The organism is Sphingobium fluminis, from assembly GCF_037723805.1.
Classification (GTDB): domain Bacteria; phylum Pseudomonadota; class Alphaproteobacteria; order Sphingomonadales; family Sphingomonadaceae; genus Sphingobium.
The window spans coordinates 980,632-995,767 of sequence record NZ_JBBJUK010000001.1 but is presented as its reverse complement, the minus strand read 5'-3'; the positions used below and the strand labels follow the sequence as shown (position 1 = coordinate 995,767).

The 15,136-nt window shown below is 60.7% G+C and carries 20 protein-coding genes; 15 read left to right on the top strand and 5 right to left on the bottom strand.

Annotated features, from left to right (window positions below; all coding sequences use genetic code 11):
• The first annotated feature begins 4 nt into the window (after positions 1-4).
• Genes WG907_RS05180 through WG907_RS05170 form a run of 3 tightly spaced genes read left to right on the top strand, consistent with a single transcriptional unit; the run spans position 5 to position 2,707 of the window.
• Entirely contained in the window at positions 5-754 is a 750-nt protein-coding gene (locus WG907_RS05180; protein WP_340231578.1) for a LamG-like jellyroll fold domain-containing protein, read from the top strand.
• Between the two features lie 43 nt (positions 755-797).
• On the top strand, positions 798-2,423 hold the full coding sequence (locus tag WG907_RS05175) for a hypothetical protein (RefSeq protein ID WP_340231577.1): 1,626 nt from the start codon (positions 798-800) through the stop codon (positions 2,421-2,423).
• Entirely contained in the window at positions 2,423-2,707 is a 285-nt protein-coding gene (locus WG907_RS05170; RefSeq protein ID WP_340231576.1) for a hypothetical protein, read from the top strand. Before WG907_RS05175 ends, WG907_RS05170 begins: the two co-directional genes overlap by 1 nt.
• Before the next feature lie 93 nt (positions 2,708-2,800).
• Here the strand turns inward: WG907_RS05170 and WG907_RS05165 are convergent, their stop codons facing one another.
• Positions 2,801-3,442, bottom strand: a complete 642-nt coding sequence (locus tag WG907_RS05165; RefSeq protein ID WP_340231574.1) for a hypothetical protein — start codon at positions 3,440-3,442, stop codon at positions 2,801-2,803.
• A 121-nt stretch (positions 3,443-3,563) separates the two neighbouring features.
• On the opposite strand from WG907_RS05165, the gene WG907_RS05160 reads away from it, so the two are divergent.
• The 10 genes from WG907_RS05160 (at position 3,564) to WG907_RS05115 (ending at position 11,377) form a co-directional block, all read left to right on the top strand.
• The gene (locus tag WG907_RS05160; protein WP_340231573.1) at positions 3,564-4,100 is read left to right on the top strand and encodes a phage baseplate assembly protein V; all 537 of its coding nucleotides are present in this window, start codon (positions 3,564-3,566) and stop codon (positions 4,098-4,100) included.
• Positions 4,097-4,447 carry a GPW/gp25 family protein gene (locus WG907_RS05155; protein WP_340231572.1) on the top strand — a complete coding sequence of 117 codons (351 nt, stop codon included), beginning with the start codon at positions 4,097-4,099 and terminating at the stop codon, positions 4,445-4,447. The genes WG907_RS05160 and WG907_RS05155 overlap by 4 nt, the downstream gene beginning before the upstream one ends.
• A gap of 28 nt (positions 4,448-4,475) precedes the next feature.
• On the top strand, positions 4,476-5,501 hold the full coding sequence (locus WG907_RS05150) for a phage tail sheath subtilisin-like domain-containing protein (RefSeq protein WP_340231571.1): 1,026 nt from the start codon (positions 4,476-4,478) through the stop codon (positions 5,499-5,501).
• Positions 5,502-5,693: 192 nt separating this feature from the next.
• Complete coding sequence (locus WG907_RS05145) at positions 5,694-6,206, top strand: phage major tail tube protein (protein WP_340231570.1); 513 nt, start codon at positions 5,694-5,696, stop codon at positions 6,204-6,206.
• Between the two features lie 58 nt (positions 6,207-6,264).
• Entirely contained in the window at positions 6,265-6,579 is a 315-nt protein-coding gene (locus WG907_RS05140) for a phage tail assembly protein (RefSeq protein WP_340231568.1), read from the top strand.
• An 8-nt stretch (positions 6,580-6,587) separates the two neighbouring features.
• On the top strand, positions 6,588-6,704 hold the full coding sequence (locus WG907_RS05135; protein ID WP_340231567.1) for a GpE family phage tail protein: 117 nt from the start codon (positions 6,588-6,590) through the stop codon (positions 6,702-6,704).
• 9 nt (positions 6,705-6,713) lie between these two features.
• Positions 6,714-9,098: a phage tail tape measure protein gene (locus WG907_RS05130; RefSeq protein ID WP_340231566.1), complete on the top strand. Its 2,385-nt coding sequence runs from the start codon at positions 6,714-6,716 to the stop codon at positions 9,096-9,098.
• 12 nt (positions 9,099-9,110) lie between these two features.
• Complete coding sequence (locus WG907_RS05125; protein WP_340231565.1) at positions 9,111-9,518, top strand: phage tail protein; 408 nt, start codon at positions 9,111-9,113, stop codon at positions 9,516-9,518.
• On the top strand, positions 9,515-10,525 hold the full coding sequence (locus WG907_RS05120; protein WP_340231563.1) for a contractile injection system protein, VgrG/Pvc8 family: 1,011 nt from the start codon (positions 9,515-9,517) through the stop codon (positions 10,523-10,525). The genes WG907_RS05125 and WG907_RS05120 overlap by 4 nt, the downstream gene beginning before the upstream one ends.
• A gap of 96 nt (positions 10,526-10,621) precedes the next feature.
• Positions 10,622-11,377, top strand: a complete 756-nt coding sequence (locus WG907_RS05115; RefSeq protein ID WP_340231562.1) for a DUF5131 family protein — start codon at positions 10,622-10,624, stop codon at positions 11,375-11,377.
• On the opposite strand, the gene tcmP is transcribed toward WG907_RS05115, so the two are convergent.
• The 3 genes from tcmP to WG907_RS05100 all read right to left on the bottom strand — a co-directional run bounded on the left by tcmP (position 11,334) and on the right by WG907_RS05100 (position 12,984).
• The gene (gene tcmP, locus WG907_RS05110) at positions 11,334-12,281 is read right to left on the bottom strand and encodes a three-Cys-motif partner protein TcmP (RefSeq protein WP_340231561.1); all 948 of its coding nucleotides are present in this window, start codon (positions 12,279-12,281) and stop codon (positions 11,334-11,336) included. The genes WG907_RS05115 and tcmP overlap by 44 nt on opposite strands.
• Before the next feature lie 201 nt (positions 12,282-12,482).
• Entirely contained in the window at positions 12,483-12,743 is a 261-nt protein-coding gene (locus WG907_RS05105) for a BrnA antitoxin family protein (protein ID WP_340231560.1), read from the bottom strand.
• A complete protein-coding gene (locus WG907_RS05100; RefSeq protein WP_340231559.1) occupies positions 12,736-12,984 on the bottom strand; it encodes a BrnT family toxin in 249 nt (82 codons plus the stop codon). The genes WG907_RS05105 and WG907_RS05100 overlap by 8 nt, the downstream gene beginning before the upstream one ends.
• Positions 12,985-13,323: 339 nt before the next feature.
• Here WG907_RS05100 and WG907_RS05095 point away from each other — a divergent pair, with 339 nt between their 5' ends.
• Positions 13,324-13,719, top strand: coding sequence for a hypothetical protein (locus WG907_RS05095; protein ID WP_340231558.1), 396 nt, complete (start codon positions 13,324-13,326; stop codon positions 13,717-13,719).
• A gap of 512 nt (positions 13,720-14,231) precedes the next feature.
• On the opposite strand, the gene WG907_RS05090 is transcribed toward WG907_RS05095, so the two are convergent.
• The gene (locus tag WG907_RS05090) at positions 14,232-14,900 is read right to left on the bottom strand and encodes a helix-turn-helix transcriptional regulator (RefSeq protein ID WP_340231556.1); all 669 of its coding nucleotides are present in this window, start codon (positions 14,898-14,900) and stop codon (positions 14,232-14,234) included.
• Here WG907_RS05090 and WG907_RS18190 point away from each other — a divergent pair.
• Positions 14,835-15,131: a carph-isopro domain-containing protein gene (locus WG907_RS18190; protein WP_445326763.1), complete on the top strand. Its 297-nt coding sequence runs from the start codon at positions 14,835-14,837 to the stop codon at positions 15,129-15,131. The genes WG907_RS05090 and WG907_RS18190 overlap by 66 nt on opposite strands.
• Positions 15,132-15,136: the final 5 nt, after the last annotated feature.

Below are 15,136 nucleotides of genomic sequence, written 5' to 3'. Positions count from 1 at the left end.
ATCCTTGGCCCAGATCAATTATAGCGACGACGCCGATTACTCGGACGCGCGCGAAGGCTTCATCCTCAACTCGCCGGTCCTACCCTCGCTCATCCATTTTTTCGATCAGGGCGCGGTCGAGGGCGCGCGCAATCTCGCCAGCATCGACGCGGCCGGTTCCGCGATCGTCGGCGCGCCCATCGATCAAGTGGGCTTCGTCCGCTTTGGCAGTCAGAATCAGGCCAGCCCCAGCAAATTTGTGCAGACCGAGATCGCGGACGCGGCGTCGGTCACCTTCCTCGTCATAGCCAAAAGCCCCGACAGCTTCGCCGATGGCGATCACAAGCCCTCGCTGATCGGCAATTTCGCGACCGGCGATGCGCATCAGGGGATCAGCCTGGTCATGGATAATGACGGCGGCTCCTTTGCCTATGCCGAATTTCAAAATGGCGGCGCGGCGCAGCTGCTGACCATCACCGCCGGTTCGCAGGACAACAGCGAATGGACCGCCTTCGCGCTGGTAGTCGATGCCGGGATCGGCATGCGGCTCTACAATTATACCGAAGCCAATGCCGACAGCGGCGTGAACACGGCCCTGCCACGCCGCCTCGCCTCTCGCCCCTTGTGGATCGGCGCGGTGCCGGCGGGTTTCGCCGGCCTCGCCGACATCGCCTTCGTCGCGATCATTCCGGCGGCGCTGACGCGGGTGCAGGGCGAAACGGCGTTCGCCCCGGTCCGCGCCTATCTCGCCGAAAAGTTCGGCATCACGGCCTGATGCAGCTGCCGGCTCCGTCCCGGCAATCCCACGAGGTGCCATTGTGTCCCTAGCCACCCTCAATATCGGCGCGACGCTCGATGACGGCAAAACCGACGCGCTGATCCAGCGGCTTTTGAAGGTCAACGCCGCGATCGAGGCCTTCAATGCCCTGGCGCTCGATGGAACGGGCCAGGGTGCGGGCATGCTCGCCCGCGTCCTGTCGACGCTCGATCAGGTCCCCGGCACCATCCAGCGGGAACTCGACAACTGGACCTTCGCGGGCAGCATGTTCGGGGCCGACCCCACGGGCGTGCTGCCTTCCGCTACGCCGATCCAGAATGCGATCAATCGCAGGCTGACGCTGGGCGGCGATCTTGAACTGAACCGGGGCGTCTACATCATCGACCATGATGTGAACTTTACAGACTTCGTGCGGTTCAACTGCCGGGGCCGCTACGCCACTGTACTGCTGTTCACGACGCCGACCGCCGTGATCAATGCGATGGCAGGCGCGGAATTTCATAACGTGCGCATGCACACGCTTGCGGGCGTGACCCGCACGATGCCCTTCGTCATGGCGCTGAAGAACGCGGCACGATTTAAGGGCTGCGCCTTTTCCAACTATTACCGGATCGCGCAGATCGGGCTGGAAACCAGCACCGCCGCCGTCAATGTGCGGGTATCCGATATCCTGTGTTTCAATCCGCAGGTCGGCGCAGGCTCGGGCGGGTTCCATCTGCGCAACATCGCCAGCTTCCAGTCCGACCATGTGATCGCCACCGGCTATTATGGTCAGCAGCAGCCTGATTATTTCTGGCGCATCTGGCAGGGCGATACGTTCACCGACACGTCGAGCAACATCACCGGCCATGGCAATGCGGTGCTGATCGACACGCCGGCGGGCTATAACATCTACGCGGCAAAGTCCGTTAACTGCCTCTATGACAGCGCCGGGCTGATCAGTGGCGGCGCGGCAGCGTCCAACGTCGCCCTGCTCCCGCGCGGCGGGATACACAGTTTCTCGATGACGGGCGGCTGGGCCGGCCTCGCGGCGGCAGGCTCGGGCATCTTGGCGCAGCCGGTCGCCGGCGGCCTTATCAACGCCATGCAGATCACGGGCACCGAGCTTCTGGGCAATGCGGTCGACGGCATCCTGATGAACGCGCTCGACGGGTCCATCAACGAGTCGTTGCTGAACGGGCTGATGATCGGCGGCAACGGCTATGGCTGGCGCATTCTTGGGAGCCCGCGCAACATCACCGCTGGGGGCAGCCGCATCGGCTCGGTCTCGGGGCGTGGCCCCAATCTCTACGGCATTTATGCGGCCGACGGATGCGATCCTTCCGGCCTCGTCGCCACGAACAATGTCAACGGCAACACCTATGAGAATGTCCACGACGGAGCGCTTGCGACGTCGGCGTTCAGCCTCATCGCGAACGCAGGCTATAACGACAAACTGCCGATCCAGAACGTGCCCGCAGGCGCCGGTCCGACCCTCGTCTACACCGCCGGACATACGCGGGAGATACTCGGCATCGAAGGCGGCAGCGTCTCCGATGTCAAGGTGCGCAGCTACACGATCGCAGCCCGAACCGGCGTCAGCGTGCCGCTCGATCCGCTTGAGCCGGCGACCATCACCTTCAATCCGGCGTCGCCCCCAACCATCACCCGCATGAGGAAAATGTAATGGTCGACCTGAACACGACGCGCGAACTCACGTCCGAGGACGTTACCGCCACGATCAACCAGGCGCTGCTCTGGGCCTCTGGCCGCTACCAGTTCCCGATGGTGTCGGAGGCCGATAACGATGGCGTCGACCTGACCATCACCTTCGGATCGGGCCAGCGGTTCCGCGTGCTGATCGAGGAAATGGAGCGGGTCGAGCCTGCCACGCCCGAAAGCGCGCTGGCCAAGGTCGAGGCGATGGCGGCGGCATTGGATGCGCAGCCGAGCGGCGAAGCGCCATCATGACGCGACACATATTTGAGCAGAGGACAACGGGGATGACGCCAGGGGCGAGGCGCTGATCCCATATGGCGCGCTCAAAGTTGGCTTTTGGCTCCTTTACGGGAACTTGCCGTTAATTACGGGAACATATTGCTTCATTTCTGGATGGAGCACGTCGTAGGTCGCTCGATTCATCATCATAGTCAAATTAACAATATCGCAATTAAGAAATTTTGGACTTTCAAATATTGTCATTCCCCACATAGTTTTAGTTTCGTTGATTATCGCGATCTGCACCTGCTTAAATTCGCAATGGTCAAACGTTACGTTGCTAAAATAGACCAATCCGGGACCAATGACTTCGCAATCTCGAAAGTCTTTATTTTTATGACTGACGTATTGCGGTCTATAAAAATCTATAAGCCGGATAGTTTTCCTATCAAAACGGTCGTCCAAGGGATTCACCCCCGAACGTTCCATGATGATGGCAGTCAGCCGAGCAAGATTAAATCTCGAATATGTCCATGACCCTGCACACATAATGACTGTGACAATGATCAATCCAGCGAGCCCGGCAACCACCCAAGAGAGGGGTGCGTATGCAGCTATAAAAGGGCTGAAATAAGCCGCCCATGCAGGTCCGGCAAACGCCACCACCGCGACCCCAACAGCTGAAAGCTTATCCCAATTATCCCAGCACCATAGTGCTGCTTTTCTCATGCCCCCCATACATTCCCCCCTCTTGCCGAGCCAGTCCAAGCGTGGTGCTTGGCTACCAGATTTAGCTCAACACGTCCCACGCGGATACGCGCATGTGTAGAGGCCCCCTCTCCACATGCGCGCCAGCGCCTTCTGCCGCCCTGCGCGCCATGGTTCGCCCATGGCGAATGCTCAAGATTCTGAACAGCTGACCGGCGACGTCCTGCGTCTTGGCACCATCGCGTCCGTCGATCATGCCAACGCGACATGCACCGTCGAGAGCGGCGACATCGTGACCGGGGACCTGCCCTGGATCGCCCAGCGCGCCGGCAACGCGCGCATCTGGTCCCCGCCTTCCGTCGGTGAACAATGCCTGCTGGCCTCGCCTGAAGGAGATATACAGGCAGGCATCGTGATCGTCGGCCTTTATTCCGACGCCTGCCCGCCCCCGTCGAACGATCCCGACAAAATCGTCGTCGAATATCCCGATGGCGCGACGATTGCCTACGACCATGTCACCCATCAGCTTACAGCGACGCTGCCCGCCGGCGGCAAGGCGACGATCGAAGCGCCCGACGGCGTCTCCATTATCGGGCCGCTCGACGTAACCGGCCCCATCACCGCGACGCAGGACGTCGTCGGCGGCGGCATCAGTCTGATGAATCATCTTCACGGCAAGGTGCAGGCCGGCTCCGCCAAGACGGACAAGCCCGAATGACCGGCATGGCGCGACGCACGGGCGCGGCGCTCGATGGCGTAGACCATATCCGCCAGTCGGTCGCCGATATCCTTTCAACGCCGATCGGCACACGCGTCGGGCGGCGTGATTATGGATCGGAGATCCCCAATCTGGTCGATCAGCCGCGCACCCCGGTCAACATCCTGCGCCTGTTCGCGGCGACGGCTATGGCGCTGGCCCGCTGGGAAAACCGCCTCGCCGTTCGCCGCGTCGCAATCGCGGCAGGGGAAACGCCCAGCAGCGCGAGCATCCTGATCGAGGCGGACCGGACCGATCGCGCGGCACCGCCCGCCGGCACGCTCACCCGCATCGTCCTGCCACTTTAGCCCCATTTCGCCAGCCAAAGGAACCGCCATGGCCACCGCCACCTTCAAACATGGTATCACCGTCACCGAGGTTTCCAGCGGCGTCCGCCCGCTGGTGGCCCTGTCCACCGCCGTCATCGGCCTGATCGCCACTGCGGCCGACGCCGATGAGGACGTCTTTCCCCTCGACCGTCCAACCCTGATCACCAATATCGAAACCGCGATCGGTGCGGCGGGCGTCAACGACACGCTTGCCAAAAGCCTGCGCGCCATCGCCGATCAGACCCGCCCGATCCTCGTCGTGGTGCGGGTCGAGGAAGGCGACGACGCGGCCGAGACCGCCGCCAATGTCATCGGCACCACCAACGGCACCGGACAGCGCACCGGCATGCAGGCCTTGCTGGCGGCGCAGGCGCAGCTGGGCGTCCGCCCGCGCATCATCGGCGCGCCGGGCCTCGAAACTCAGGCCGTCACCGCTGCGCTGGCGATCGTCGCCAAGAAGTTGCGCGGCTTCGCTTACGCCCGCGCGCTCGGCGAAACGGTCGCGGCCGCCATCACCTATCGCGCCAATTTCTCAGCGCGCGAGCTCATGTTGCTCATGCCCGACTTCGTCGCGTTCGATTCGACCGCTGCCGCCAATGTCACCAGCTATGCCGCTGCCCGCGCGCTCGGCCTGCGCGCCCTGGTCGATGAAGAGACGGGCCCGCAAAAGACCCTGTCGAACGTCGCCGTCGCCGGCGTCGTCGGCCTCACCAAGGATATGTATTGGGACATTGAGGATCAGGATACCGACGCCGGGCTGTTGAACGCGGCCGAGATCACGGCCCTGATCCGCACCGATGACGGTTTCCGCTTCTGGGGCAATCGCACCTGCGCCGACGATCCGCTCTTCGCCTTTGAGAGCACGGTGCGGGTCGCCCAGGTCATCGCCGACACGGTCGCGCGCGGCATGGTGTGGGCGTCTGACAAGCCGCTGACACCCAGCCTGGCGAAGGACATCATCGAAACGATCAACGGCTTTTTTCGCGACGCTCAAGAGCGGCGGCGTCATCCTCGGCGCGCGCGCCTGGTATGATGAGGCGAACAACAGCATCGTCGATCTGAAGGCCGGCAAGCTGCGCATCGACTATGATTATACCGTGCCGCCGCCGCTCGAGGATCTGGGCTTCATCCAGCGCATCACTGACGTCTATTTCGCCGATTTCGCCAGCCAGCTGACCGAATCGGTCTGATCGCCTTTCCCACCCCCGAATATTAGGAGCCTGCGATGGGACTGCCCCGCACCCTCAAGGACATGATGCTGTTCAACGAAGGCCTCGCCTATATGGGCGAAGCTGGCTCGGTCACCCTTCCCACCCTCACCCGCAAGATGGAGGAATGGCGCGGCGCTGGCATGAGCGCGCCCGTCAAGATGGATATGGGCATGGAGGCGCTGGAACTGGAGGCGACCTTCGGCGGCCCGATGCGCGATATCCTGCGCCAGTGGGGCGTCACCACCGTCGCCGGCGTATATCTGCGCTTTGCCGGGGCCTATCAGCAGGATGATACGGGCGACGTCGATAGCGTCGAGGTGATCGTGCGCGGTCGCCACGAAGAGATCGAGATGGGCGAACAGAAGGTCGGTGAACCCGGCGAATTCAAGATTAAGTCTGCCCTCGCTTATTACAAGCTGGTCTGGAACGGCCGCACCATGATCGAAGTCGATCCGCTCGCCGGCATCGAGATCGTCGACGGCATCGACCGCTCGGCCGAGCGCCGCGCCGCCATCGGTATCTTCTGACCCGTTGCCCGGCCTTCGCGCCGGGCAGCGTCCTTCCCCTTCATGACAGGCGACTTCCATGACCGACCAGCCCACCGGCCCCACCATGACCAGCATCACGCTCGATAGCCCGATCGTCGTTGGCGACACGACGATCGCGCAGGTGCAGATCCGCAAACCCCAGGCGGGCGAACTGCGGGGCCTCAGCCTCTCGGCGCTGCTCAACCTCGATTATGCCGCGCTCGAAAACCTGCTGCCCCGCATCACCATCCCGACGATCAGCAAGGCGCAGATCAGCGCCATGGATCCTTCCGACTTTACCCAGCTGGGCAGCGAGGTCATGGATTTTTTGCTGCCGAAGGGCGCGAAGGCGGCGCTCTCCCCGAACGGGTAGACGATGCGATGGCCGATATCGCGGTCATCTTCCATTGGGGTCCACCGGTGATGGACCCCATGAGCCTTGCCGAACTGATGCAGTGGCGCGGGCGCGCAGCCCGACGGTCCGGCGCTGACAAATAGGACATCGCCATGGACCGCAATCTCCGCATCCGACTCCTGCTCGATGCCGGCGATCGGCTCACCCGCCCGCTGCGCGAGGCCGCCGGCGGTTCTAACCGCCTTGCCCAAGCGCTGCGCGTCACCCGTGACCGGCTCAAGGAAGTCGAACGGGCGCAGGCGGACATCGGCGAATTCCGTCAGCTCAAGACGGGCCTCGCCGACGCCACGCGCCGCATGGAACAGGCACAGGCGAAAACCGCCGCCTTGGGGCGTGCTCTGGCCCAGAGCGAAAACCCGACCAAGAAACTGCGCGCGGAATTCGAACGCGCGCGCCGGGAATCGGCGCGCCTGTCAGACGAACATGCGCAGCATAGCGGTCGCCTTCAGGCCCTTCGATCACGCATGGCCGCCGCCGGCGTTTCGACGCGGGAGCTCGCTTCGCACGAACGCCGGTTGCGGACCGAGGCGGCATCGACCAACGACACGCTGCAGGAACAGACTCGCCGGCTGACCCAGCTGGCGGATCGACAAAAGCGCGTGGCCGCCGCCCGCGACAAATTCTCCAAAATCCAGGGCACGGCCACCGGCCTTGCCGCCGGCGGCGCGGCGGCGGTCGGCACTGGCATGGTCATCGCGTCGCCGCTTCAGGACGCCGTCAACGGCTCGCTCGAATTCGAATCGTCCATGACGGACATCAATCAGAAGGTGAACCAGACCCGCGCCGCCGGCCAGCTGCTGGCGGGGGATTTGCGCAAGGCGGCGCTCGCCGTCAATCAAATGCCCACGGATCTGCAAAAGGGCGTCGACACCCTGACCGGCTTTGGCCTCAACGCGCGGCAGGCGACCGACATGATGACGCCGATCGGCCGCGCCGCCACCGCCTACAAGGCGGATATCGACGATCTCAGCCGGGCAAACTTTGCTGCCCATGATAATCTCAAAGTGCCGATCGAACAGACCGGCAAGGCGATCGACGTCATGGCGCAGGCCGGAAAGCGGGGCGCTTTCGAGGTCAAGGACATGGCCCAGCATTTTCCCGAGCTCAGCGCCTCGATGCAGAGCCTTGGGTCCAAGGGCGTGCCCGCCGTCGCGGATCTGGCGGCAGCGCTCCAGATCACGCGCAAGGGCGCTGGCGACAGCGCAACGGCCGCGAACAATCTGCAAAACCTGATATCCAAGATCAACGCCGGCGACACGATCAAGAATTTCGCGAAGTTCGGCATCGATATCCCGGCGGCGATGAAAAAGGCGGCCAGGGATGGTCGCAGCCCGATCGAGGAAATTGTGCGCCTGACGCAGCAAGCGACCGGCGGCGACCAGGCCAAGCTGTCGAGCCTGTTCGGAGACATGCAAGTACAACAGGCTTTGCGCCCGCTCATGTCCAACATGAAAGAATATCAGTCGATCCGCGCCGAGGCATTGGCGGCCAACGGTACGGTCAACACCGACTTCGCTGACCGCATGCAGGACAGTGCGGAAAAGGTGAAGCGACTCCAGATCCAGACCAAATTGCTCAAGGACACGGTGGGCGACCAGCTGCGCCCCGTGGTCGGGGATATTTCGGAACGCTTGTCGGGATGGGCATCGCGTCTTTCGGAATTGGCGCAACGCCATCCGGGCCTGACCAAAGACATGGCTATCGCTGCCGGGGTGATCGCCGCCCTGTTCATCGTTCTGGGCGGCGGCGCTATCATCATCGCCGGCCTGGTCGCGCCCTTTGCTGCGCTTGCAGGTGCCGCCACACTGCTCGGCATCGGGATGCTGCCACTGATCGGTATCGTCGCCGGCGTCGTGCTGGGGATCGCCCTGCTCGCCGGGGCGGCCTACCTCATTTACTCGAGCTGGGATGGCATCGCCGCATGGTGGGCTGCCAAATGGAAGATCGTGAGCGATACGGTCACGGGTGCCGTCGCCTTCCTCCGCTCGATCAGCCTGGTTGATATCGGCCGCAATCTGATCCTCGGCCTTATCAATGGCATCACCGGAATGCTGGGCGCGCTCAAATCGACCATCGTCAATGCGGCAAGCTCGGCCGCCAACTGGTTCAAGCAAAAGCTCGGCATCCACAGCCCCTCGCGCGTATTCGCGCAGTTCGGCGGCTATATGATGCAGGGCCTCGACGGCGGCATTCAGGCCGAACAGGCCGGCCCCATCGGTCGCATCAAGGGACTGGCGGCCGACATCACCCGCGCCATGGCCATCGGCGCGGCAACGCCTGCCATCGCCGCCGCGCCCGCCGGGGCGCAAGCCTCCGGCGCGGGGCCGGCAGGATCGGGCGGCGCGCAGACCGTCAATCATTATTCCATCACAATTCATGCCGATGGTGGACCGGCGCACGACATGGGCGAGCAGGTCCGCAAGGCGATCGAGCAGATCGAGCGCGAGCGTCGTGGCCGGGGCTTTAGCGATGACTAGGGAGGGCCGCCCATGTTGATGGCGCTGGGCATGTTCATTTTCGACGTTTCTACGCTGGCGCATGATGAAATGCAGCGCAAGGCGCAGTGGACACATGCCCGCTCGGCGCGGGTCGGCGCACGCGACGCCACGCAATTTGTCGGGCCGGGGGAGGAAACGGTCGGTCTGTCCGGCACGGTCTATTCCGAAATCACCGATGGCGCGGTATCCATCGACGTGCTGCGCGCCATGGCCAGCACGGGCGAGGCCTTTCCCCTGCTCGACGGCACCGGCATCGTCTTTGGCAATTTCGTGATCGAGGCCATCGACGAACGTCACGCCTATGTGATGGCGGACGGCCGCGCCCGCCGGATCGACTTTGGCATCGATCTATTGCGCGTCGACGATCCCTCGCCCGATCAGGCGGAGCCGGCCAGTTGAGCGACCGCATCAACAATATCGCTGACTGGCGCGTGACGCTGGACGGCAAGGATCTGACCGACCGCATACGCCCGCGCCTGATCGGCCTGTCCCTGTCGGAAAAGCGCGGGGATGAGGCTGACCAGCTGGACATCACCCTGGACGATGGCGATGGCCTGTTGGCGATCCCGAAAGAAGGCGCCGTGCTGCGTCTCGCGCTGGGCTGGAAACAGGGGCGCGACGTGACGGTCGGCCTGGTCGACAAGGGCAGCTTCAAGGTGGACGACGTATCGCATACCGGCCCGCCCGATCAGATCAGGATCCGCGCCCGCGCCGCCGACTTCACCAGCGCGATCCGCAACCGACGCGAACATAGCTGGAAGAACACGACGCTGGGCAAGGTTCTGACCGACATTGCCGGGCGCAACGGCCTCGCCCCGCGCATCGCCCCTGCCCTCGCGGTGGTCGCGCTGCCATCCATCAGCCAGAGCCGGGAAAGCGATATCGCCTTCATTCGCCGCCTCGGCCGCGAACATGGCGCGGTGGCGACGATCAAGGATAAACGCCTGATCTTCACGCCGATCGGCGCGGGGACAACCGCGACCGGCAAGGCCCTCCCCGTTCTCACGATCCGCCGCCGCGACGGCGATCAGCATAGCTGGGAAAGGCAGGCCCGCGACAAGCAGGAAGGCGTGACCGCCAGCTGGCACGATCGCAAGGGCGCCAAGCGTAAGACCGTGACCGTCGGCAAAGAGGATGGCGCGAAACGCCTGCGCAAAACCTATCCCGACGAAGCATCGGCCAAGCGTGCGGCGACAGCCGAAACGGCCCGCCTCAAGCGCGCGCCCGCAACGATGGATTATAAATTCGCGCTCGGCCGTGCCGACATATTCCCCGACCTTCGCGTCATGGTCACCGGCTTTAAGCTTGAAATTGACGCAACGAAATGGCTGGTCAGCGAGGCCACCCACCGCCTTGATAAGTCCGGCGGGTTTGGCACTGATATCAAGCTGGAGATCGCGCCCTGACCGGGAGCACGACTTGCCATACTCTAAAATAGCTGCGATTCGCGGGCGATGTTTTATCGCGCTCGGCCAAGCGTGGAACTTCGATTGGAGAATTTTATGGCGCAGCTTTCACCTATTGAATGGACTGACGTCACTTGGAACCCTGTGGCGGGATGTTCAGTTGCGTCAGCGGGGTGCACCAACTGTTATGCCATGCGAATGGCAGCCCGCTTAGAAGCGATGGGAACAGAAAAATATGCCGGATTGACCCGTAAATCCGGCGGCCGTGCTAAGTGGACTGGCAAGATCAATTGCGACGAACGATCACTAGCGGCACCGCTGTCTTGGAGAACTCCCCGTAAAATATTTGTGAATTCGATGTCAGATTTGTTTCACGACGATGTGCCTGAGGATTTCATCCGGAGGGTCTGGTCCGTGATGGAAGCTACGCCCCGTCACGACTATCAGCTGCTAACGAAGCGCCCAGAACGCATGGGCAAGCTGTTGCAAAAGTCCGCCTTCAGGGTCTTACCAAATCTCTGGCTTGGAACCAGTGTCGAAGACGCGGCTGTTCTACATCGTATTGATTTTCTGCGACAGACGCCCGCAGCAATCCGGTTTGTCTCCTTTGAACCGCTGATCGGTTCTGTAAAGGATGCCGATCTGACCGACATCGCATGGGCCATTGTCGGCGGCGAATCAGGGCCGGGCGCACGGCCTATTAGTGAAGTATGGGTGCACGAAATTGAACGGCTGTGCAGATCAGCGGGAACTGCATTTTTCTTCAAACAATGGGGCGGCCGCAATAAAAAAGCTGCGGGGCGATTGCTCAATGGTCGTACCTACGATGAGATGCCAGCTTATACTTTTTAATGACCGCTTCGGCGCCGCGTGCGATTAGTGACCGTGCGCTGTGCGATGGATTATTACTCATGCAGTAGAGCTGAAAGTAGCTCTCTTGAGAATTCACTTTCAGTGGCAACGGTTCAGAAACATATTTGAAGCGGGTGTTGAGTCTGAGGCGGTAAAATCGAGCCACGTCAGTTCGGGACACCGACCGATGACCGGATTGCCGAGGTTGAATACTGAATAAGTCTCTTTGGTTGTCACTGAACTTATAAAACTGATCCTCCCATTCATTGGTACCGAAAAACTTGGACAAAGCGTTACGTTTGGATTGATCTAGCCGATCATGATCGTGAGCAAGTTGCTGGCACACAGCCTTCAAATTAACGAGCATCCAAACGTCTGCCCGCTGGCTCTTTGCCAACAGTTCTAGTGTTTCCCACTGCACATTCATTCCATAAGGATCGAGGAAAACGAGTGCGCGCTGCGCACTGGACTTCGGGCTGTCCATCCATGGAGGCGATGTGAAAAGTCGCTTGATCTGATCATTCGCGTCGGTATTGAACGGCCTTATGTCGCGATCAGGGTGTTCTTCTGCGAGCGCGCACAGCGCCTTAAAATGTTTAGGGCGCCGATCGCTAAGTACTAAATGATGAAAATGAGGTGTGACGGATAATGCACGTCGGGCGCTACCGGCGAGAATTTCCTCTTCGATAGCAACAGGTACGCCCTCCAAAAGCCCCCCTGTTTGCTTTTTGGCAACCCTTGTGCCCGTGCCGGCAAAGGGATCAATATACCATAATTCAAACTTTTGGTTCTTGAGGGCGACCGTAAAGAACTGGGAATATTCATCCAACGCATTCAGTTTTAACTCGGTCCATGGTCCCCCAAAGTCATGACGATCGTCTTCTGATGCCCTGTCATCCGCCAACTTTTAGAACCCCACCTACACCGCCCTCGGCAGCTATCGAGATATTATAGCGGCGATAGCTTAGCGGGTCCAAGGCATACGCGATGAAGCGTTCTGATCAATTCAGAGACCCGCCCCACAGCACGAGGCCAAACAGCCATAGCGGGATCCACACCCACAGGCTTTCCGTCTGCCAGTTCCAGAGCCGTTTGAGCATGTCGCCTAACCCACCGCTCGACGCAAAGCCTCGTTGATGCGTGTCTGCCAGCCCGGCCCGGCGGCGCGAAACTTCTCCAACACATCCTTGTCGATCCGCAGCGCGACCTGTTCCTTGTTCGACCCCTTCGGGCGTCCGCCCTTGGACTTTGCAAAAGCGGCTTGGATATGCGCAGGGGCTTGCTCGAACGGCACGGCGCGCGCGAAATCCTCCTTCGTCCATTCTGGATTGTTGTCATCGAAAACGACGGGTGACTGCTTAGCCATGACGCTTCATCTCCTTTGCATGCGCGCGGCGCAGGCTGATCACCCGCACGACGCCATCCCGATCGGTCCCGGCCACGCAGTAGGGTTGGCCGTCGATCAGCCCATAGAGGCGAAAGCGCGGTTCAGCGAACCGGCTGTCGTCGACATAGGCGAGGATTTCGAGATCGGCGGCGCGGGCCAGTGACACGCCATGCTTCGCGATATTGGCGGCATCTTTCGCAGGGTCGAACTCGATCTCCATGCATGTTTATGTAGATGCAAATACCGCATGACTCAAGCGGTTTTGCATATTCAGTATAGGGCGATTACCTTTTTTGGAATTTAACGGCAAATCTGGTACTCGCCGTGAATGCGGCAAATCATCCACTCAATCCTATCGCGTACCCCAGCGAAGATATTTAACGGTATCACTTTGGCAATCGCAAGCTGGTCTGCTGGTGATCCTGACAGTTTTAAGCGTTGGTGGGGATGGGCTATGACCCCAGATCATATCCGTATCGGGGGTGTAATTGGACTTGTAGCGTGCCTATTATATTGGCCGCTTCTATACTTAACACGTCCTACTAAGGTAACCGTCGCCATGGACAATACGCCCAAACTACCGACTGGCCCGATCGCCATATGGGTGGCGAACGCCGAAGGGACTATGATCGAAAGTAACACGTTCAGCGGGCAGCAGACCGCTATTTTCGATAATGGCAAAAACACTACAATAAGGGGGAACACATTTGACATCGCTAAGACGCCTTTAGAGGAGGTTTTTGAGGTGGTTGCGGGGATGACGGTGCAAGAACTGCCCGTAAAAATGCGTTGGGTCGGTGCTCCATCTCTTTCACTGGCAAAAAAGCTCGCCGCTTATTTCACGATGCATGGTTTTAACGTGACGGAATTTGAGAAGGCGGGGAAAATATGGCCCCCGCTTCATTCCACTATACAATGCCAAGGTGGCATTCTCTACGTGGATGTCTCAAAGTAAACAGCAACCCGAACGATCCCGGTTGACCGCATGCTATTCGCAGGCAACACAGTCGCCATCGCGGTCCAGCGGCAAAAAGAGAACCGTGCAGACCCCCGAATCGGCGTCATAAGCATTCTTGACCAATTCTGTGACCACGCCTTGCGGCGTCCCGACATTTTCGCGCCCAATCAGACGCGCGGCGCGTGCCGATGCGCTGAAGGGGACTTTTGCCATCTCGCGATTGTCTTGCTGATTGACCGGCCGGATTATGAGGGCACCCTAAACCCTGCTGCACTTCTCGCAAGAGGGGCGATTTGGCACGGCAGATCGACGCGAAGCAGATGCTCTACACGACGATGTTCGTGCGAGTTGTCCACAGAGAAATTTCCTGCCTGCCCTTTCCTATTTCCTTCTCAACACTCAGATGGGAACGTAACAGGAACAAGCAAGGGAATACAGGTTGAGCAACGGTGCCGTCCGACTGATACCAGGATGCGAATTCGCGTGCGAGCCGTGCAACGTGCGCTGCGCTACGGCTGTGCGGATTCGCGATCATCTGTGGCGGGATGTGGAGGCGTTGCTTCGGCTGCAGGCGGAGCGTCCCTGCCCTGCACGAGCGCAGCTGGTCCAATCCCGGCAAAGCCAGATGGCAGCAGTCGAGCAAGAATTCGAGCGGCTTCGGCCCGGCTCGCTTCCGCCGGAACGGCGACGAGCATGGTTTGGAACATATCAGCCAGCGCGTCTTCATTAGGCAGGGCAACGGACAGGGTGACTAATTGAAAGGCTGGCCGGGAGGCTTCGATTTCTCGCGCTTCTGGTTCCGCTTCGCCAGCACTCAGCCCGGCAAGCTTCATTACTTCCGCAGGATCGACGCCGTATCGTGCCAGAACGCCTGCGACTTTTCGGGTAAAGTCGATTGGAAGATACCGCTTCTTGTAATCGTGGATGCTTTCATATCGGGCATAAGAGCCGAGAGGCATATCTAGAGCCTCAGCGAGAGCCCGCACCGTCAGTCGAGGCGTAGCGGCTTTCCGAAGGTTTTTAAGCTGAGTTGTGACCTTTTCCATCGCACTAGGGATCACCTGAAAATCTGAACATGTCTCAACCCAATCCGGGTTGACATCGCGTTCGGGATGGCCGAACACATCACCATGAATAAGGGTGATTCTCTGTTCGCCATCTGGGGCGGAATTAGACAAATGGCGAGAGATCTATCTCGTCCCGCGTCGACTGTTCACGGGTGGAAGAAAGAGGGGCGTGTTCCGGCAACGGAACAACATCACGTGCTGGCAGTCGGCGTCGCCTTGGGCCTGCCCATCACCGCTGAACATGTCGTCTTTCCTCTCGGACGGCCCGATGTCGCCGACCTTGCCTCCTTACCCGTCAACCCGCCGCCCGTCGTTTGCGATCGGCCTGGCAAAGCGCAATGAAAGGA